At 57.8% G+C, this 18,959-nt stretch carries 14 protein-coding genes; 6 read left to right on the forward strand and 8 right to left on the reverse strand.

All coding sequences use genetic code 11. From position 1 onward, the window contains the following. Positions 1 to 40 precede the first annotated feature (40 nt). From PEL8287_RS19930 to PEL8287_RS19935, 3 genes are all read right to left on the reverse strand, one after another. Positions 41 to 205, reverse strand: coding sequence for a hypothetical protein (locus tag PEL8287_RS19930; protein WP_176228537.1), 165 nt, complete (start codon positions 203 to 205; stop codon positions 41 to 43). Next, positions 205 to 948 (reverse strand): SDR family NAD(P)-dependent oxidoreductase, encoded by a 744-nt coding sequence (locus PEL8287_RS03145; protein WP_235862141.1) that lies wholly within the window; start codon positions 946 to 948, stop codon positions 205 to 207. Before PEL8287_RS03145 ends, PEL8287_RS19930 begins: the two co-directional genes overlap by 1 nt. A gap of 170 nt (positions 949 to 1,118) precedes the next feature. Continuing rightward, complete coding sequence (locus PEL8287_RS19935) at positions 1,119 to 2,168, reverse strand: SH3 domain-containing protein (RefSeq protein WP_176228538.1); 1,050 nt, start codon at positions 2,166 to 2,168, stop codon at positions 1,119 to 1,121. 376 nt (positions 2,169 to 2,544) lie between these two features. On the opposite strand from PEL8287_RS19935, the gene PEL8287_RS03155 reads away from it, so the two are divergent. Then, a complete protein-coding gene (locus PEL8287_RS03155; RefSeq protein WP_085890877.1) occupies positions 2,545 to 3,603 on the forward strand; it encodes an IS110 family RNA-guided transposase in 1,059 nt (352 codons plus the stop codon). Positions 3,604 to 4,177: 574 nt separating this feature from the next. Here the strand turns inward: PEL8287_RS03155 and PEL8287_RS03160 are convergent. Continuing rightward, positions 4,178 to 5,107: an AraC family transcriptional regulator gene (locus tag PEL8287_RS03160; RefSeq protein WP_085890878.1), complete on the reverse strand. Its 930-nt coding sequence runs from the start codon at positions 5,105 to 5,107 to the stop codon at positions 4,178 to 4,180. 177 nt (positions 5,108 to 5,284) lie between these two features. On the opposite strand from PEL8287_RS03160, the gene PEL8287_RS03170 reads away from it, so the two are divergent. From PEL8287_RS03170 to PEL8287_RS03180, 3 genes are all read left to right on the forward strand, one after another. Then, positions 5,285 to 6,256: an MBL fold metallo-hydrolase gene (locus PEL8287_RS03170; RefSeq protein ID WP_085890880.1), complete on the forward strand. Its 972-nt coding sequence runs from the start codon at positions 5,285 to 5,287 to the stop codon at positions 6,254 to 6,256. A 184-nt stretch (positions 6,257 to 6,440) separates the two neighbouring features. After that, positions 6,441 to 7,469, forward strand: a complete 1,029-nt coding sequence (locus PEL8287_RS03175; protein ID WP_085890881.1) for an efflux RND transporter periplasmic adaptor subunit — start codon at positions 6,441 to 6,443, stop codon at positions 7,467 to 7,469. 9 nt (positions 7,470 to 7,478) lie between these two features. Further along, positions 7,479 to 10,541 carry an efflux RND transporter permease subunit gene (locus PEL8287_RS03180; protein ID WP_085890882.1) on the forward strand — a complete coding sequence of 1,021 codons (3,063 nt, stop codon included), beginning with the start codon at positions 7,479 to 7,481 and terminating at the stop codon, positions 10,539 to 10,541. A gap of 3 nt (positions 10,542 to 10,544) precedes the next feature. Here PEL8287_RS03180 and PEL8287_RS03185 read toward each other — a convergent pair whose 3' ends face one another. Beyond that, positions 10,545 to 11,576 (reverse strand): permease, encoded by a 1,032-nt coding sequence (locus PEL8287_RS03185; RefSeq protein WP_235862143.1) that lies wholly within the window; start codon positions 11,574 to 11,576, stop codon positions 10,545 to 10,547. Positions 11,577 to 11,666: 90 nt separating this feature from the next. Between PEL8287_RS03185 and PEL8287_RS03190 the strand changes: the two genes are divergently transcribed. Continuing rightward, positions 11,667 to 12,527: a LysR family transcriptional regulator gene (locus PEL8287_RS03190; RefSeq protein ID WP_085890883.1), complete on the forward strand. Its 861-nt coding sequence runs from the start codon at positions 11,667 to 11,669 to the stop codon at positions 12,525 to 12,527. 45 nt (positions 12,528 to 12,572) lie between these two features. Here PEL8287_RS03190 and speB read toward each other — a convergent pair whose 3' ends face one another. Then, a complete protein-coding gene (gene speB / locus PEL8287_RS03195) occupies positions 12,573 to 13,544 on the reverse strand; it encodes an agmatinase (protein ID WP_085890884.1) in 972 nt (323 codons plus the stop codon). 58 nt (positions 13,545 to 13,602) lie between these two features. After that, complete coding sequence (locus PEL8287_RS03200) at positions 13,603 to 14,766, reverse strand: M20 aminoacylase family protein (protein WP_085890885.1); 1,164 nt, start codon at positions 14,764 to 14,766, stop codon at positions 13,603 to 13,605. Positions 14,767 to 14,828: 62 nt separating this feature from the next. Between PEL8287_RS03200 and mazG the strand changes: the two genes are divergently transcribed. Next, on the forward strand, positions 14,829 to 15,644 hold the full coding sequence (mazG, locus tag PEL8287_RS03205) for a nucleoside triphosphate pyrophosphohydrolase (protein WP_085890886.1): 816 nt from the start codon (positions 14,829 to 14,831) through the stop codon (positions 15,642 to 15,644). 142 nt (positions 15,645 to 15,786) lie between these two features. Here the strand turns inward: mazG and ileS are convergent, their stop codons facing one another. Further along, entirely contained in the window at positions 15,787 to 18,723 is a 2,937-nt protein-coding gene (gene ileS / locus PEL8287_RS03210; RefSeq protein ID WP_085890887.1) for an isoleucine--tRNA ligase, read from the reverse strand. Between the last annotated feature and the right edge of the window lie 236 nt (positions 18,724 to 18,959).

Here is an 18,959-nt window from a genome sequence, read left to right on the forward strand (position 1 = left end):
AACAACAAATGGCTACTTTACACACATCGCCACAGCGCACTTATTTGGCCATGACTGCCACAAGTTTCGCGATTGCTGCCGCGTCGAGTTGCGGCGTGCCTAAGTCACCCCACCAGCCATTGAACGTGTCTTTAAAACGGTCGCAAAAGGCCTGCAGTCCCCTGTCGCCACCGCCCGTGACAGCTCTTTCTTGGATGTCTGGCATCAGAATAACCCCGGATTGAGCGGCGAAGCGGATGTCATGCCACCGTCGATCGTAAAAAGCTGACCTGTGGCAAAATCAGCCTCGTCCGACGCCAACCAAACCGCCATGGATGCGACATCGGCAGGCTTGCCAAAGCGCCGGGTTGCGTGGCGGGCAAGTGCGTCCGCGCGTGCCTTGGCGGGATCCTGTGCAAGATCAAAGCCTGCTTCCAACATCCCGGTCTCAATCCATCCCGGGCAGATCGCATTACACCGCACGCCGGGGCCATGATCAACCGCGATCGAGCGCGTCAGCCCGTGAACAAACGCCTTTGACGCGTTGTAAAGCGCCATGGAGGGATCGGCGACACTGCCGGAAATGGAGCCGATATTGATGATCGAGCCACCAGTCGTCATCTGCGGGATAAACGCACGGCAAACGTTGAAAACGCCGCGTGCGTTTGCCCCCATGACCAAGTCCCAATCCGAATCCGTGCTGTCCACCACGGTCTTTTCAACCTGAACGCCGGCATTGTTTACCAAGGTATCGATGGGTCCGATCTCGTCGCACACCGATTGAACATCCAAGGCATGTGCGACGTCCAGTTCAAACCAGCCGACACCGTTGGGCAGATCAGCGGGCCGCGGGCCGCGACCACATGTTATCACCCTCGACCCTTCGCTTATAAAGGCGTCGACGATCCCACGACCGATCCCTTGCCGTCCGCCTGTCACAAAGGCGCGTTTGCCAGCCAGCCGCATCATTGTTGAACCGCCGCCGCGCAAGCGTCCAAAGCGACACCCTCGCCAGCACCCAATTCCGCGTTGACCAACATTTTCATCTGCATCTGCAACCCTTCCCTAAAATCCTACCTGGCGGACAGACCGCCCTGCGCCGCCCATCTGCGGCAGAGCAGACAACGGGCGTTTTTGGCTTAGTCGATGCCAAAGATCACATTGTATGACGTCTGGGCGCTACCGCGGTTGATCACCTCGATCACGTGATCCCCAGACTGCCAAAGCTGGCCGCGGTATTCTTGTGCTGCCGTCATCTGATCAAGCAGGAAAGACTGGTCGGGGTTAAAGATCTGATAGGACATACCTTCGCCTTGTGCAGCGACCCGAACATATAGGTTCTGCCCGCTGGCGGCCCCAAGCACATACCGACGAGACTCGCCTGGCTCTAACGACCCTGTCAGCTCGGTTCCTGTGCTTCCCGACGGAAATCGCACGACGACTGTCGACGTACTATCGCCGGACAAAACTGTCGAAGAGGGCTTGCCACTTCCCTCAATCAGAAAATCGCCTGCGGCCCACCCCTCATAGCCGGGGTCGGCCAGTGTTGCGACGCGACACCAACGACGGCCTTCCGACATCCGGCAACCAAGGTTGCGCAGGTTTTGTCCACTGTTCAGACGGGCCACAAGCCCTGCGCCTGCAGACGGGCCTGCACGCAGGTTCAACATTCCGCCACCCGACGTTGCCACCTGATAGAAATCAGGCCCACCTTGCAGCCCGTCAGCATAGTCGGCCTGTACGGTATCATCGATTTCGCCATCAATGCTGATCGCGATCATATAGTCCGATCTCTCATTGCGGCGTGCAGCACTCCGCATCATGTAGACCGAGACGGTATATTCGCCCGAGGTGGGTAGGGGCCCGTCGAAGAGATTAAGATCTGGCACCATGGGCCCGGTGAACTGGCTATTGGCCAGCGCCTGATCGCCAGGTCCGCTGCCCGGCTCATAAATATTGAAATAGGTGGCGGAGTTGGATGGCTCCAGCCGCACTTTCATCTGCTGGCCTGCCTCTGCACCAACTTTGTATAGGACGCTGTCATAGCCTGTAATGGAATCATTGATCGTTGTGCCGGACGTGCCCGCAGCAAAGCGCACTTGCTCGGTGCGCATCTCATCTTGCGCATTTGCAGCCAGAGGCACCAATAGTGCCATCGCCGTTGCTAACATCACTAATATGGGTTTCATGGAGGAACCTCCTTTTGGTTTTTCTAAAAATGCAGCGATCAGAATACTGCAATTTAGCATAAATCCCGCCTGGCACAAAAAGCTAGCTTAGTCCGTTGTGCGAAGGATTGCGACGAGCGCCCGATACGAACTTGATTTATAAGTTGGATTCCCTCTACGCCATAGAGCAACCCGAACCCTCTTGTGATTTCTCTAAGGCAGGAATCTCCGCTTCAATTTGAGATAACCCAGCTTCTGCGCAATCGCACACAACTTCCGCTCTCCGTCCGTTGCTGCCCGCAGCGCTGTTTACAGCATTTGTTACTAATGGGATGTACCGGCTGCTTCACCCAGCAGGTTAGGCTTTGCCTATTTCTGCAAATCAGGAGAAGCAGTCATGAAATCCAAAAGCCCAGAAGACATCGCAGTCATTGGCGTCGATATCGGCAAGGACACCTTTCACCTCGTTGGGTTTGATCACGCGGGTGAGCGCATTTTACGCAAGAAGATTAAGCGGTTGGCGTTGAAGCCGACGTTCGAGAAATTTGCACGCTGCGTAGTTGGCATGGAAGCATGCATGAGCGCGCACTTTGTCAGTCGAATGCTGCGAAGGCTCGGTTTTGAGCCTCGGATCATCCCGGCGATCTACGTAAAGCCTTTCAACAAGGGACAAAAGAACGATTACAACGATGCGGAGGCAATCGCAGAGGCAGCGATGAGGCCAAACCTGCGTACGGTCACCGAGAAGAGCCAGGACCAGTTGGACCTACAGGCATTGCATCGCGTGCGTTCCAGGCTGGTGGCCCGCCGCACCGCGACGATCAATCAGATCCGGGCGTTCCTGATTGAGCAAGGCATCACCGTGCGGTCGGGACGGCATGCACTGCAGAGCTCGTTTGAGGCGATCCTCGAAAACCGGCGCGATGAAATCTCATCACGCATGCGCGCGATCCTGATGGGTCTCTATGGCGATTGGCTTTGGGTCGATGAGCGGATCAAGGCAATCTCGTCGAAGATCGAGGAGATCAGCCGATCGGAGGAGAACAGCGTCAACATCATGACCATTCCTGGGATCGGCCCGCTTATCTCGACGGCCATCGTTGCCGCCATTGGCAAGGGCGAGGTGTTTGATCGAGGTCGGGACTTTGCAGCTTGGGTGGGCCTGGTGCCGCGCCAGTTCAATACCGGCGGGAAGACTATCCTTGGTCGGATCAGCAAACGCGGCAACAGCTATCTGAGGATGCTGCTGGTGCAGGCCGCCAATGTCATTCTGATGCGCCCACATCGTTGGGACAGCTTGGGATTAGGCCCATGGCTTCGGGGCGTTGTAGCACGCATGCCGCACAATAAGGCTGCGGTCGCCTTGGCCAACAAACTCGCCCGCACCGCCTGGAGCGTTCTGCGCTACGGATCGAAGTACGAGGTTGAGAGAGACGAGGCTTTGGCCGCGATCTAGCGGCCAAGACCCAACGGAGTTCGCGAAGGAGAACAGCATGGAACGGAGAAACTACGCCCCCAGAATCTGAGAGCCCAAATGGTCGTCACCGATCTGGTTAGTAATGAGATCAAGGCGCGTGCGTAACCCACAATGGCCACGGCCCGCGAGCCGATAAACAGGCCGAATACATATGAGCGACTACCGCAAGCCACGCCAAAATCTCAGTTGCGAACAGCAGCCGGTACATACAAATGGGCTCTTTTTCCTCTTTCGCTGCATCGTGCGCGAAGGTCGGTTTTTCCATTTTGGGTCAGTTTGTGACGTGAAGGTCAAAGTTATCTGAGGTTTCACAGCTCGGGGTTCACCAGGCGAACCGGGATTCGAAAAAGCGCGACAGGCTGGCTACATTTCGGCCCGCCGCAATCCAAGCCCACAGCACGCCAAAGGCCGCGTGCGGACGCCGACAAGCCTTGCGACATCGTCCTTCATTCTGCGGGATTCCTCGCCAAGACGTACGTTTTGTACGCCTGCCTTTGCATTCGGGCCCTGTCGCGTACGAAATCCACGTACAAACTGTACGCTTCGTACGCCCCTATCCCCCCGCCGTACGCCGCAATCTGGCCGGTGTTTCGCCAAAGCGCCGCTTGAACGCTCGTGTAAAGGCCGCATCCGAGCCATAGCCCACCGCCTCGGTAATCTCGGAAATCGGTGTTTCGGTCCGGACCAGCAATTTGCGCGCCTGCAGCATCCGCCATTCAGTCAGATAAGTAGCAGGTGGCTTTCCCATAACATCATGAAATCTTGTGGCAAATGATGTGCGTGACATGCCTGCCTCACGCGCCAGCAGTGTCAGGTCTACGTTGGCGGCGTGGTTTTCGTGGATATAGGTCAGCGCCCGGTTCAACCGTGCATCGTGCATCGTCGCCAGCACCCCTTGCACCGGCGAATGATCGGCCATCCAGGCGCGTAACAGACTGACAAACAACACTTCCCCCATTCTGTCTGCCACCGCCGACGCCCCCGGCGCATCGCCCGTTTGCTCATTTGTGATCAGATCCACGACGATCCGGAACAACCCGGCCCCATCACGCGCAAAGACATCGCGCACCACAATCAGGTCCGGCAGTTCCGCGAACATAGGATGATCCAGCGTACCGTCCCACTCGAAATGTCCGCATAACATCCGTGTAGACGGATGGGCGGGTTTTTCGTTAGGGCTATCCATGAGGCGTTTCATCACCTCCGGTCCCGGCTCGGCCCGGGCATCAGCGGTTTCCAGCATGGCGTGAGGCGCCCCATGGGGCAACAGCACCGCGTCCCCTGCCCTCAATTCGGTATCGCGCCCGTCGTGACGCAGAACGCAACGGCCCTCCAGAACCATGTGAAGTGGCCCATTGGTGCAGGTCGGCGCCTCAAGCCCCCACCCCGGCGCCATATCCCGCACGAAATACACACAGGCACGCAGGCGGACCAACCGCAATACGTCGCTCAGGGCGTCGGTGGCATCCGGGGCATTGTTCATATCCGGTTCTCCAAAGCTGAAATCTGGATCAAATCTTTTACCTTTACAGGGCTTGGGGCAAGCCCGGGCACTGCACCTGTGAACGCAGGATCAATTCTTTTGAACAGACGCATATACCCTGTCCGGCAGATCACCTTCAGGTTGGCACTATCGAACCGCAACTTACAGGAACAGATCATGACCAACCTCAAAACCACCCGCCGCACCTTTCTGACTTCGGCCCTGGCGACAAGCGCGGCCACACCTTTGATCGGACTGGCAGCGCCAGCACGGGCCGCAGCCGAACTGGCGCCGTTTCGTGCCTTGTACCGCTTTTCAATCGGGGCCATGCGGATCACGATCATCGACGATGCCCGTTTTACATTTCCGGCCCCCATGTTTGCGATGAACCAGCCAGAAGGCAGCATGGCCAAATTTTTGGCCAACTACGGCCTGCCAACCGATACCGTGTCGGCGCATATGCAAATCACCCTGGTAGAAACAGGTAGTCACAAGGTACTGCTGGACGCCGGTATGGGGGACATCACCTTTCCTGGGAACGATCCCGACAACGGGCGCCTTTTGGCTGGTCTGGCTTCAATCGGGGTGACGCCGGATGACATTACCGATGTTATCATCAGCCACGGCCACCCCGACCATATCGGCGGCTGCACGCTGGACGGTCAGCCCTGTTTCCCGAATGCCATTTATCACATCCCACCGGACGAACTGGAATTCTGGACCCAGAAACCGGGCGACGAGCAAAATTTCATGAACACGATGATCGCCGTAGGCAATGCCAAGCTGTCTCCATTGCAAGGCCTCATCAAGACATATGGTGATGGCGATAAAATTGTACCGGGAATCGCCGCCGTAGCGGCCCCTGGTCACACTCTGGGTCATCACGCCTTTCTGCTGGAAGACGGTGGTGCAAGCCTGCTGCACCTGATGGATGCCGCAGTGCATTACCTAGTGGGCCCGCAAGAGCCGGACTGGGCACTGGCGGTCGAAATGGCCCCCGACATTGCAGCTGCGACACGCCGGAAACTGTTCAGGACAGCCGCGGACTCGAAAACGCTGGTCGCCGGTTATCATTTTCCATTCCCCGGAATTGGCCGGATCATTGAAACTGGCGATGCATGGCGCTTTGTGCCAATGCAAGTCGCCTGATCCTTCGGGCAAGCCCGTACCACTCACGGCCCTCTCGCGTCCGACTTTCTGTCGGGCGCGTATTGCTTTGCAGGATGCCACAGGCATGCAACGCGAAATAAGGCTACAATACTTATGCTCACAAAGTTACGATCAGCTTAGATTAAGCCGAATCTGATCTTGCAGAAGGGGTAGTTTTATTTCCATGCGCTTTTTTCATCTCGCTGCTTTCATCATGGTTTTGACCTCACCTTCCGCCGCGCAAGAGGCGCTAAAACCTGTCAAATTGATTACGGTTCAGTCAACGTCCAGCGCAATTTCCCGCCAGTTTTTTGGTCAGGTCGTGGCGCGGGAAACCGTTGATCTGGCGTTTCAGGTGGGGGGGCAAATCGTGGAATTTCCGGTGATCGAAGGTGATCCCTTGTCCAAGGGCAGCCTGATTGCGCGGCTTGATCTGGAGCCTTTTGAACTGGCCCTGGCACAAGCCCGGCTGGAAAAGGAACAGGCCGACAGAAATCTTGCCCGCCTGCAAAAGCTGGAAGGCAATACCGTGGCACAAGTCAGTGTGGATGATGCCAAAACCCAGGCCGGCCTGGCGGCGATTGCCCTGCGCAATGCTGAGCGTTCTCTGGAAGAAGCCACACTTTACGCCCCCTATGATGCGCTGGTGGCTGTGCGGGACGTGGCAAATTTCACCACCATTTCGGCGGGAACGCCCGTAGTGCGTCTGCATGATATGTCAGAGCTTCGAATTGAAATTGATGTCCCCGAAATCCTGTTTCAGCGCGCCGGAAAAGATCCTAACGTCAAGGTCTATGCCAGCTTTCCGACCAGTGACCGGAAGTTTCCTTTGGAAGTGCGCGAATTCAACGCTGAAACCTCTCAGGTTGGTCAAACATTCCGCCTGACCTTTGGATTGGATCTGCCGGACAGTATGCGGGTATTGCCCGGATCGTCAGTGACAGTGTTTGCTACCATTCTGGAAGGCAAGGAAAGCATCGCCCTGCCCTCGTCTGCGGTGATGATCGGCAATGATGGGGCCACGTCGGTCATGCTTTACTCTGGCGCGGAAACCGGCACCGTCATGCGGCGCCCCGTCACGCTTGAGGCCGCCCAGAACGGGCAGTTTCGCGTTTTGGACGGCCTGACCCCGGGGGAGCAGGTTGTCGCGGCAGGTGGCAACGCATTGCACGACGGGCAAAACGTGCGCCGGTTTACCGGTTTCCCGAATTAGGAGCGCACCATGTCAGTCGCCCGTGTCTCTATCGACAAGCCTGTTGTTACCTGGCTCATTATCCTGGGTTGTCTGTTTGGTGGCCTGTGGGGATTTAGCGCCCTTGGCCGACTGGAAGACCCGGCTTTTACAATCAAGAACGCTGTAATCTCGACGCGCTATCCCGGAGCATCCGCTGAACAAGTGGCGCGGGAAGTGTCTGAGCCTCTTGAATCCGCCATTCAGAAGATGGGCGAAGTCGATACCATCACATCGGTCAATCAGCCGGGCAGTTCGCTGATCGAGATTGAAATCAAGGCAACCTATGATGGCTCGGAACTGCCTCAGGTCTGGGACAAACTCAGAAGCCGGGTGCGTGATGCAGCGCGCGCTTTGCCCGATGGTGTCTCGTCGCCCTTGGTCAACGATTCATTCGGGGACGTCTTTGGTATCTATTATGCCGTGACGGCGCCGGGATTTTCGGACGCAGAGCGCCACCGGCTTGCCACGTTCTTACGCCGGGAAATTCTGGCTGTTCCGGGTGTCGCGGATGTCGACGTGTCCGGGCTTCCCGACGAGGCCATTTTTGTTGAACCCAATCTGGCGCTGGCCGCCAATCAGAACATCCCTCCTTCGGCCATCGTCAACGCAATAGCGACAGCAGATTCCGTCACCGATTCCGGTAAACTTGAAAACCATGGCACCCGCAGCCTGATTCAGAGGCCCGAGGGATCCGATACGGTGGAATCCATCGCCGGTCTGTCAATCGGGGTTGGCGGCGAGGTGCTGAACCTGTTCGATTTCGCCGAAGTGCACCGCGGTCGCCAAGACGACCCCAGCCTGATCGTCCGGTTCGACGGCACCGAGGCGTTCACCCTTGGGATTGCAGGCCTGGCAACCGAAAACATCGTGGAAGTCGGCAAACGGGTAGATGCCCATCTGGCACAGCTTGACCCCGAGATCCCCTATGGCGTTGACCTGCATCCCATCTACCAGCAGCACGTTGTCGTTGATGAAGCCAGCACCGACTTTCTGGTAAACCTTGCAATGTCAGTTGCCATTGTCGTTATCGTTCTGGCGATTTTCATGGGCTGGCGGGCGGCGGTTGTGGTCGGCTCTACTCTTTTGCTGACCGTGGTTGGCACGTTGTTTTTCATGGCAATATTTTCAATCGAGATGGAACGGATTTCGCTGGGCGCGCTGATCATTGCGATGGGCATGCTAGTGGACAATGCCATCGTGGTGGCCGAGGGCATGCAGGTTTCCATGCAGCGTGGAAAATCCTCGCGGGAGGCCGCAGATGAGGCCGCTTCGAAAACCCAGATCCCTTTATTGGGGGCCACCGTAATCGGAATCATGGCCTTTGCCGGGATTGGTCTCAGCCCGGATTCAACCGGTGAATTCCTGTTCTCGCTTTTCGCCGTGATTGGCATCTCGCTGCTGCTGAGTTGGGGGCTTGCCCTGACCGCCACCCCACTGCTGGCACATTATTTCTTCAAACAAGTTAAAGGCGCGGATGATCAGCCGGATGCCTATGGCGGCCTGATGTTTCGCATCTACGCGACGGTGTTGCGCGGGGCGCTGCGGCAGCGCTGGCTGGTGGTTCTGGGGTTGATGGCGGTGACAATCGCCTGCTTTGCAGGCTTCGGCCAGATCAAGCAGCAATTCTTTCCCAATTCCAACACACCGCTTTTCTTTGTGCATTACAAATTGCCGCAAGGCACTTCGATTGAAACGACATCGGCCCATATGATGCGCCTTGAAAAATGGCTCTCAGGACGTGAGGACGTGGTTTCAACAACAACCTACGTTGGTCAGGGGGCGACCCGCTTCATGCTGACCTATGCGGCGGAAAAGCCCAACCCGTCATACGGGCATATGATCATACGGACCGAAAATCTGGATCAGATTCCGCCCCTGCGCGCCGAACTAGAAAGCTTTGCCGCCGAAACCCTGCCCGAGGGTGAATTTCGCGTAAAACGTCTGGTTTTTGGCCCTGGCGGCGGTGATCCGATACAGGTGCGATTCTCGGGAAGCGACCCTGCTGTGTTGCGAACGCTTGGGGCCGAGGCCGCCCGGCGCATGGCAGCGGACAGCGACAACATTCGCGACCTGCGCACCAACTGGCGTGAACAGGAACTGGTACTCAAACCCATTTACGCAACCGATCGGGCGCAAACCGCCGGGATCACCCGCGATGACATCGCCGACACAATCCGTTTCGCGACCGAAGGGATCACTGGTGGCGTGCTGCGGGAAGATGAACGCCTGATCCCGATCATTGTCCGACAGGCGAAAGACTCGGACACCGGCCTTGTCGATCATCTGGTCTGGTCCACCTCAGCAAATAGCTTTGTGCCCCTCGAGCAGGTGATCGACGGCATGACGTTCGAGGCACAGAACACTCTGGTGCATCGGCGCGACCGCCTGAAAACGCTGACGGTCAGCGCCGATATTCCACCTGACCTTACAGCCGCCACGGTACATGCAGAAATACGCAATACCATCGAGGCCATGGAGATTCCTCTTGGCTACAAGATGGAATGGGGCGGCGAATTCGAAAGCGCGCGCGATGCCAACAAAAGCCTTGCTGCGCAACTGCCCGCCAGCATTCTGATCATGGTGCTGATCTCGATCCTGCTTTTCACTGCCTTGCGACAGCCGCTGATCATCTGGCTGCTGGTCCCCATGTCGGTCAACGGCGTGGTTCTGGGCCTGCTGGGCACGGGCCTGCCGTTTACCTTTACCGCGCTGCTGGGGCTTCTCAGCCTGTCGGGTATGTTGTTGAAAAATGGCATTGTTCTGGTCGAAGAGATCGACATCGTGCGCCGCGAGGGAAAAGCGCTGCGCGAGGCGATTGTCGAGGCCTGCGTCTCTCGTGTCCGCCCGGTGGTGCTGGCGGCGGCGACAACCATTCTGGGCATGGCACCGTTGCTGGGTGATGCGTTCTTTGTTTCGATGGCCGTCACCATTATGGGCGGTCTGGCCTTTGCGTCGGTCCTGACATTGATCGCGGCGCCTGTTTTCTATGACATCCTGTTCTCTCGCGATGAGCGTGCCGCAAACAAAGCCACGGCCACGGTGGCGGCATGACAGTTACATCACAAAATCAAAGGCATACCCCGCCACAAGCGAACCCGATACCGCCAGTATCAGATACAGGAAAAAGGGTATGAACCGTAAAACCGGAAATATCGCCATGGCCCCCCAGATGCTGACCACTCCGCCCGACACAAGAAAGCCCATGGCAGCCCCCGGTGACATTCCGTGGTCCAGCAGGCTGCGGGTCAATGGCAGGGCAGCGTATCCGTCGACATAGGCAGGGGCACCCACCAAGACGGCAAGCGGAATAGCCCACCACGCATCATCCCCCAGATACACGCCAAGCGCTTCTGGGTGCAAAAACTGATTCAGAAAATGCTCGGCCGCAAAGGCCGGGATCAGGCAGATCAGGATCAGTTTCATAGTGGCAATAAACTGTTTACGAAACATCGCTCGGCGAGACGCGTCAGCCCAGACGTTGATTTTAAACGCAAGGGATTCTCCGCAACGCGCTGCTGAAATTGTGGCAACTAAACGATTGTTCTGTAAGGGGTTTACGTACCATCCACGATTAAAGAAAAACCCCGCAACTACCCCGGCCCACAGGCCCAGGCCAAAGGCAGCCAAGGTTTTACCAAATGCAAATGCAAATCCTAGCGTGGCCGCTGTGGTGGCCAGCATGGCCGGATCTGTGACCGGCGAAGACAGCCAGAAGGCCATCACGGGCGCCAGGGGCACGCCTGCCGCCAATAGCCCTGTCATGAGTGGCAGGACAGTGACCCCGCAAACCGGCGTCACCGCCCCGATGGCGGATGCGGCAACAATGGTCCAGCCCAAACGCCCCTCAAAGACCTTTGCGATATGACCATCGGCGCCGCTGGCCATGATCCATGCCGCCAACACAATACCCGGAACAACCAGCGGTGCGACAGAGAAAAGCCCTTTGACCACAAAGACCCCCGCCCCCCACATCGCCATTGGCATCACCAAGGTTAAACCGGCCAGAACAACGGCAAGGCCACCCCACAGAAAATTGTATCTTCTGCGATGATGCGTAAGGTCTGTAAGGTTTGTACGTGAAAACACCACAAAATCTCCTGCTGCTGATTTGCAGTATGCATGTTCAGAAATTAGTCGTAAAACGAATACCTCCTATATCTACTATGAGTAATTTGAATGGATACTCTTGATAGCGATCTGCTGCGCACCTTCCTTGCAATCGCTGATGCAGGCTCAGTGACAGACGGGGCGGCCCGCATCTTTCGATCACAATCCGCAGCCAGCCTGCAGATCAAACGGCTGGAAGAAACGCTTGGACAACCTGTGTTCGACCGGCACGGGCGCGGTGTGACACTGACCGAAGCCGGGGAGCAGCTGATACCCGTCGCACGGGAGGTGACCAGCAGATTGGATCAAACCCTGAGAAGCCTTCGTGCCGATGGTATGACCGGCAGCCTGCGTATCGGAGTGCCAGATGACCACAGCCACAGGTTTCTGGCGCAGATTATCGCCGAATTTGCGCAATCACACCCTTCGGTAGAACTGCACGTAACCTGCGATCTGAGTGCACGGTTTCCGCAGGCCCTGGCGAACGGAGCGCTTGATCTAGCCGTCTATGAAGTTGAGCGCCCGGACAACCCGGATAGCGTACTCTGGCGCGACCAGACATATTGGGTCGCCTCGCGGCATCATGATCTGCTAACACAAGACGTGCTGCCTGTGGCCTTGTTTGACCGGGACTGCTGGTGGCGGGACGCGGCACTTGAGGCGTTGAACCGGCTTGGTCGCCCGTATCGTGTGATCTTTTCCAGCCAGAGCGTAACCGGTGTCGCCGCCGCGATCGAGGCCGGTATTGCCATTGGCCTGCTGGGAGAAAGCAGCCTTAACGATACTCTGGTGCAGCTCACACCAGAACAGGGGTTTGCCGTGATGCCGGTTTCAAACCTTGTGCTGGGCACAGCCGGAACAGGTGAAACCCCGGCGCGAAAAGGCATGACCGACGCAATCCGCCGTGCCTTTCAGAATGAGCGGTTCTAAAGCGTTTCGGCTTATTTTTCTGAACCAGCAATGCGTCGAAACCCTTTAGCCGGTTTTTCGCCGTGCCCAGCCCCAGAGACACAAAAGCTCCGTCGCCACATGCGCACCGGCAACGGCCGTGGCCCCGGTTGTATCAAAGGGCGGCGAGACTTCGACGATATCGCCGCCAACCATGTTGATCCCGGCAATATCGCGCAGAAGGATGGCCGCCTGCGCTGTTGAAAGCCCGCCCCAGACCGGTGTGCCGGTGCCGGGGGCAAAGGCGGGATCCAGACAATCGATATCGAAGGTTACATATACCTGAGAATCGCCCAGTATCTCCTTGATCTTCCTGGCTGTTTCCACGGGTCCACGTTCATGAACCTCGCGCGCATCAATGATGTTAACCCCCATTGTGTCGGTATTTACGGTTCTAATACCCACCTGAACCGAACGTTTGGGGTCAATCAGCCCCAGCTTGATCGCCTTGTAGAACATGGTGCCATGGTCGATCCGCTCCATGTTGTCATCCACCCAGGTGTCGGTATGGGCATCAAATTGCAACAGCGCCAGGGGGCCGAATTTTTCAGCATAGGCCTTGAGGATAGGAAACGAGATATAGTGATCCCCGCCCAGACAGATACTGGCAGCGCCTGCATCCAGTATCCCGCGAATATGGGCCGTCAACGCATCGGGAAAATCACTGACCATGGCATAGTCAAAGGCCAGGTCGCCGTAATCCACAATGTCCAGCTCGGTCATCGGGTCGTACCCGTCCCAACCATATGGGGCATCGAAAGGCTGCAGGGTGCTGGCCTCGCGAATGGCGCGCGGCCCCAGACGGGTGCCCGTGCGGTTCGTCACGGCCTGATCAAACGGAACACCGGTGATAGCTATATCAACACCTGTCAGGTCCTTGGTATAGCGCCGTCGCAAGAATGAAGTTGCGCCACCAAATGCGTTTTCGCTGCTTTCACCACGCAAGCTTTCGCGTGTAAATGCCTGATCTACCTGATTTTTAGCGTCTTCAAGTGCCATGGTACTGATGCCCTTTTTGAGGATCGGGGTGGGAGGGTGGACGATGCTCAGAAGGGCATCAACCCAACGGCTGGGCCCGCTCGACAAGGCGGGCAAAAAACGACGCGCCCACAGGGGCAATCTCATCGTTGAAATCAAAGGCCGGGTGATGCCATGTCGCGCCATCGCCCTGTCCGATAAAAAGATAAGATCCGGGGCGCGCATTGAGCATATAGGAAAAATCCTCGGCCCCCATTTCACGTACGTGCCGGTCGTTGACGGCCTCTGCACCCGAAATTTCCCGCGCCACCTGAACCGCGAGTTCGGTACAGGCAGGATCGTTGACCGTGGCCGGATAGCCCTCTTCATAGCGCAACTCGGCCCCTACCCCATAGGCGGCGGCCTGCCCCCCGACGATGTCCTGCATCCGCTGACGCACCATCGCTTTGACCTCCGGATCAAAACTGCGCACGGTACCATTCACATAAGCCGTTTCCGGCACGATGTTCTCGGCGCTGCCAGTATGAATCTGGGTGACCGAGATTACCAGATCATTCAGCGCAAAATTGTTGCGGCTGACGATCGTCTGAATCGCCTGCACCATCCCCACAGCGGCCACAACCGGGTCGCGGGTTTCGTGCGGCATCGCACCATGCCCGCCCACACCCGTGATGTCGATGTGAAAGGTATCGACCGCAGCCATGATCGGGCCCGGTGCGGTGTGAAAACTACCCGGCGCGTGTCCCGGGGCCGTGTGCAGGGCATAGAGCTGCTCAATCCCGTAGCGTTCCAATATACCGTCGTCGACCATCACCTGCCCGCCGCCGGGCCCCTCTTCGGCTGGCTGAAAGATCAGCGCCACGCGCCCCCGAAAATTACGGGTCTCGGCAAGGTATCTTGCCGCCCCCAGCAGCATGGTAGTGTGGCCGTCATGGCCACAGGCGTGCATCTTGCCTGGTATTTTTGAGCTCCATTCCGCCCCTGTTGCCTCGTCAATGGGAAGGGCGTCCATATCTGCACGCAGACCAATCACCGGCCCGTCACCCTGTCCTTCGATCACTGCGACAATACCGGTGGTGGCGATGCCTTCCTCAATCTGTTCAATTCCAAATTCGCGCAAACGCTCTGCCACAAAACGCGCGGTTTCATAGCAGTCGAACCCCAATTCGGGTTTTTCATGAAGATGTCGGCGCCAGACGGTCATATCATCGGCAAACCCGGAAATGCGGTTGATCACAGCCATGTCTGGACTTCCTTTTGTTTGACCGTCAGGGTCCACTCAACCCCAAAGTTGAAAGGTGCGCAATGCCAGATGACTCGCTGATTCACGATCCCAAGGGCGGCATGCCCCGTCTGGTTGAAATCATGCGCCGCCTGCGCGACCCCGATACCGGCTGCCCCTGGGATATCGAGCAGGACTTCACCACAATCGCACCCTACACGATCGAAGAGGCCTACGAGGTCGCCGATGCGATTGAACGCAAGAACTGGCAGGAACTGCGTGGTGAACTGGGGGATCTTCTGTTGCAGGCCGTATTTCATGCGCAGATCGCTGACGACAAGGGGTTGTTCGATTTCAACGATGTGGTGACTGACATCGCCGACAAGATGGTCGCGCGCCATCCGCATGTCTTTGGCGATGAAAGCCGTGAAAAATCAGCCGAGCAGCAGACCCGCGACTGGGAGACGATCAAGGCCGCCGAACGCGCCGCAAAGGCACAGATCGGCGTACTGGATGGGGTCGCGGTGGGCCTGCCTGCCCTGCTGCGGGCGGTCAAGTTGCAAAAACGTGCGGCAAGGGTGGGATTTGACTGGCCCGACGCCAGCCATGTGCTGGACAAGATCACCGAAGAGGCCGCCGAGTTGCGCGAGGCATCCGAACATCTGTCCCACGAAAAAGTGGAAGAGGAATTTGGCGATCTGTTGTTTGTAATGGCAAATCTGGCGCGTCACATGAAGGTCTGCCCCGAAGAGGCTCTGCGCGCCGCCAATGCCAAATTCACCCGCCGGTTCGGGCGGGTCGAGGCCTTGCTGGCCGAGCGCGGCAAGACGCCCGGGCAATCGGATCTGGCTGAAATGGATGCGCTGTGGGATGCGGCCAAGGCAGAAGAACGGCGTTAGACCTCTGCTATCGGGCCCGCGAAACCGTTGGATGCCTCCGGCGGGGGTATTTCCAGCAAGAAGAAAATGAAAGCGCTGCAGGCGTTTTCTTCTTGCCAAAAATATCCAAATCCCGTCCGTGAAGCTGCGCTGTCTTGGCGGCTCAGCTCAAGGCGTCGTTACAGCGCGCACAGGTGCCGGGGTGGGCATGGTGACCCACATCTGGCAGAATTTTCCAGCAACGCTGACATTTTTCGCCTTCGGCCGGCTCGAACACAACCCCAATGCCATCCACTTCCGGCAGGCGGAAAGCCTCGGTCGGGCTGGGGTCTGCGGTCAACGAGATGTCAGAGGTTATACAGACATCCTCGAACACCACTGTTTTCAACAGGGCCAGCAACTCGGGGTCGCGCACATGGACCACCGGGGCGGCCTCAAGCGAGGCACCGATCACTTTGTCGGTGCGCTGCACCTCCAGTGCGGCAGTGACCACCCGGCGGGCCTGACGGACCTGGGCCCATTTTGCTGCCAGCGGCTCGTCCAGCCAGTCGGCAGGCGTGTCAGGGATATCCATGAGATGCAGGCTGTTGTCCTCACCCGGGAACCGCTCAAGCCAGACCTCTTCCATGGTGAAGACCAGAACCGGGGCCAGCCAAGTGGTCAACCGGTGGAACAGGATGTCCAACACGGTGCGCGCAGCGCGGCGGCGCGGTGTATCGCCATCGGTATAAAGCGCATCCTTGCGGATATCGAAGTAAAAGGCGCTGAGTTCGACAGTGGCGAAGGTAAACAGCGCCTGAAACACCCCCTGGAAATCATAAGCAGCATAGCCAGTACGCACGCGGTGATCCAGCTCGGCCAGACGGTGCAGCACCCAGCGTTCCAGCTCAGGCATATCAGCGGGGTCAACCCGGTCGGATTCGTCAAAATGCGCCAGTGCGCCCAGCAGGAACCGCATGGTATTGCGCAGACGGCGATAGCTGTCGGCGGTGCCTTTCAGGATTTCGGGCCCGATCCGCTGGTCATTGGTATAATCGGTTTGCGCCACCCATAGCCGCAGGATATCGGCGCCATATTGTTTTACCACCTCTTCGGGCACGATGGTGTTACCGATGGATTTGGACATTTTCACGCCCTTTGCATCCAGCGTAAAACCATGGGTCAACACGCCGCGATAGGGTGCGTGGCCGATGGTGCCGCAGGCCTGCAGCATCGAGGAATGAAACCAGCCGCGGTGCTGGTCTGTGCCTTCAAGATAGAGGTCAGCCATGCCGTCCTCGGAGCCGTCTTCGCGGTCGCGCAGGACAAAGGCATGGGTCGAGCCGCTATCGAACCAGACGTCAAGGATATCGTCGACCTTGTTCCAGTCATCATGGCTGTAATCATTGCCAAGGAACCGTTCCTTGGCCCCGTCCTTGTACCACGCATCCGCCCCTTCGGCCTCGAACGCCTCAAGGATGCGGGCATTCACGGCCTCGTCGCGCAGCAGGTAGTCGGCGTCGGTCGGCAGCGCGCCCACTTTGGTAAAGCAGGTCAGCGGCACACCCCAGGCACGTTGACGCGACAGCACCCAGTCGGGCCGTGCTTCGATCATCGAATAAAGCCGGTTGCGCCCGGTCTTGGGCGTCCATGTCACCAACTGGTCAATGGAATTGAGCGCACGTTCGCGGATCGTGGTGCCATAGTCGTCCTGCCCGTCGCCGATGGGGCGGTCGATGGCGGCAAACCATTGCGGCGTGTTGCGATAGATCACCGGCGCCTTGGACCGCCAGGAATGTGGATAGCTGTGCTTGATCTTGCCACGCGCCAGCAACCCGCCCACTTCGATCAGCTTGTCGATCACGGCCTTGTTGGCGTCACCCTCTTTGCCCTTGCGGTTGAGGATGTATTTGCCCCCAAAGAACGGCAGATCGGGGCGGAAAGAACCGTCATCCAGCACGTTGTAGGTGATGACCTGTTCCAGCATACCCAAATCACGATACAGTTCATATTCCTCCATCCCGTGGGAGGGAGCGCAGTGAACGAACCCGGTGCCTTCTTCATCCGTGACGAAATCAGCCGCGCGGAAATCGCGAAGATCGTCCCATTCGCCATTGCCACCTTCGGCACCGGCCAGGGGGTGTTGCAGTGATAGTGTGGAAAGCTCATCTGCCGTCACATCGCGTACGCGGACATACATGCCGTCCTCAAGACGGGCGCGGGTCATTACATCCCCGGCCAGCTTGTCGGCCAGAATGAAGCGGTCGCCGACATTGGCCCAGCTTTCATCCGGCGTGCCCGTGACTTCGTAAAGGCCGTAAGCGAAGTTTTCGCCATAAACCACGGCCTTGTTGCTTGGTATGGTCCAGGGGGTGGTCGTCCAGATGACAACATAGGCGCCAACCAAATCACGATTTTGAAGTTTTGCGCCGCTCCCTGCGACCGGATCAACAACCTTGAACTTCACCCAGATCGTAAAACTTTCCTTGTCGTGATATTCGACCTCGGCCTCGGCCAGCGCCGTCTGTTCAATCGGCGACCACATCACGGGTTTCGACCCCTGATAAAGCGTGCCGGTCATCAGGAACTTCTGGAATTCCTCGGCGATGATGCGCTCGGCGCGGAAATCCATTGTCAGGTAGGGTTTCGACCATTTGCCGGTGACGCCCAAGCGCTTGAATTCGTCGCGCTGGATGTCGATCCAGCCTTCGGCGAATTTGCGGCATTCCTGACGGAAGTCGACGATATTCACGTCGTCCTTGTTCTGGCCTTTGGCACGGTATTGTTCCTCGATCTTCCACTCGATGGGCAGGCCATGACAATCCCAGCCGGGAATATAGCGAGCGTCCTTGCCCATCATCTGCTGGCTGCGCACCACCATATCCTTGAGGATCTTGTTCAGCGCGTGGCCGATATGCAGGTGGCCGTTGGCATAGGGCGGGCCATCATGCAGGGTAAAGGGCGCACGCCCTTCGGCCTTGTCGCGCAGGCGGTCGTAGATACCGATACGGTTCCAGCGTTCCAGCCATTCAGGCTCGCGTTTGGGCAGGCCAGCGCGCATCGGGAAATCGGTCTGCGGCAGGTTCAGCGTGTCTTTGTAATCGGGTGTTTCGGCGCACATCGGTGGCGTCCTTTGTCTACTGGTCTTGTCAGGGTGTCAGGGGGCGGCGCGCTGGTACATACGCCTTTTCCCGGCGGCTCGAATATATCAGAGCGCCGGGCATGTAATTCGAATAATGATCGCCAGTATCCGTGTCATGCAGGCCTTATAGGCCGCTGTCCCGGCGGCGTCCAGAGCCGCGTGCAGGGTGCGCCAGATTGTCAGGTGCACAGGCCAAGAGACTAGCCTGGGTTGGC

The organism is Roseovarius litorisediminis (genome assembly GCF_900172295.1).
GTDB classification, from domain to species: Bacteria; Pseudomonadota; Alphaproteobacteria; order Rhodobacterales; family Rhodobacteraceae; genus Roseovarius; species Roseovarius litorisediminis.

Coding starts and splice junctions, on each gene's coding strand:
- PEL8287_RS19930 (WP_176228537.1), bottom strand. CDS start 205: ATGCCAGACATCCAAGAAAGAGCTGTCACGGGCGGTGGCGACAGGGGA.
- PEL8287_RS03145 (WP_235862141.1), bottom strand. CDS start 948: ATGATGCGGCTGGCTGGCAAACGCGCCTTTGTGACAGGCGGACGGCAA.
- PEL8287_RS19935 (WP_176228538.1), bottom strand. CDS start 2,168: ATGAAACCCATATTAGTGATGTTAGCAACGGCGATGGCACTATTGGTG.
- PEL8287_RS03155 (WP_085890877.1), top strand. CDS start 2,545: ATGAAATCCAAAAGCCCAGAAGACATCGCAGTCATTGGCGTCGATATC.
- PEL8287_RS03160 (WP_085890878.1), bottom strand. CDS start 5,107: ATGAACAATGCCCCGGATGCCACCGACGCCCTGAGCGACGTATTGCGG.
- PEL8287_RS03170 (WP_085890880.1), top strand. CDS start 5,285: ATGACCAACCTCAAAACCACCCGCCGCACCTTTCTGACTTCGGCCCTG.
- PEL8287_RS03175 (WP_085890881.1), top strand. CDS start 6,441: ATGCGCTTTTTTCATCTCGCTGCTTTCATCATGGTTTTGACCTCACCT.
- PEL8287_RS03180 (WP_085890882.1), top strand. CDS start 7,479: ATGTCAGTCGCCCGTGTCTCTATCGACAAGCCTGTTGTTACCTGGCTC.
- PEL8287_RS03190 (WP_085890883.1), top strand. CDS start 11,667: ATGGATACTCTTGATAGCGATCTGCTGCGCACCTTCCTTGCAATCGCT.
- speB (WP_085890884.1), bottom strand. CDS start 13,544: ATGGCACTTGAAGACGCTAAAAATCAGGTAGATCAGGCATTTACACGC.
- PEL8287_RS03200 (WP_085890885.1), bottom strand. CDS start 14,766: ATGGCTGTGATCAACCGCATTTCCGGGTTTGCCGATGATATGACCGTC.
- mazG (WP_085890886.1), top strand. CDS start 14,829: ATGCCAGATGACTCGCTGATTCACGATCCCAAGGGCGGCATGCCCCGT.
- ileS (WP_085890887.1), bottom strand. CDS start 18,723: ATGTGCGCCGAAACACCCGATTACAAAGACACGCTGAACCTGCCGCAG.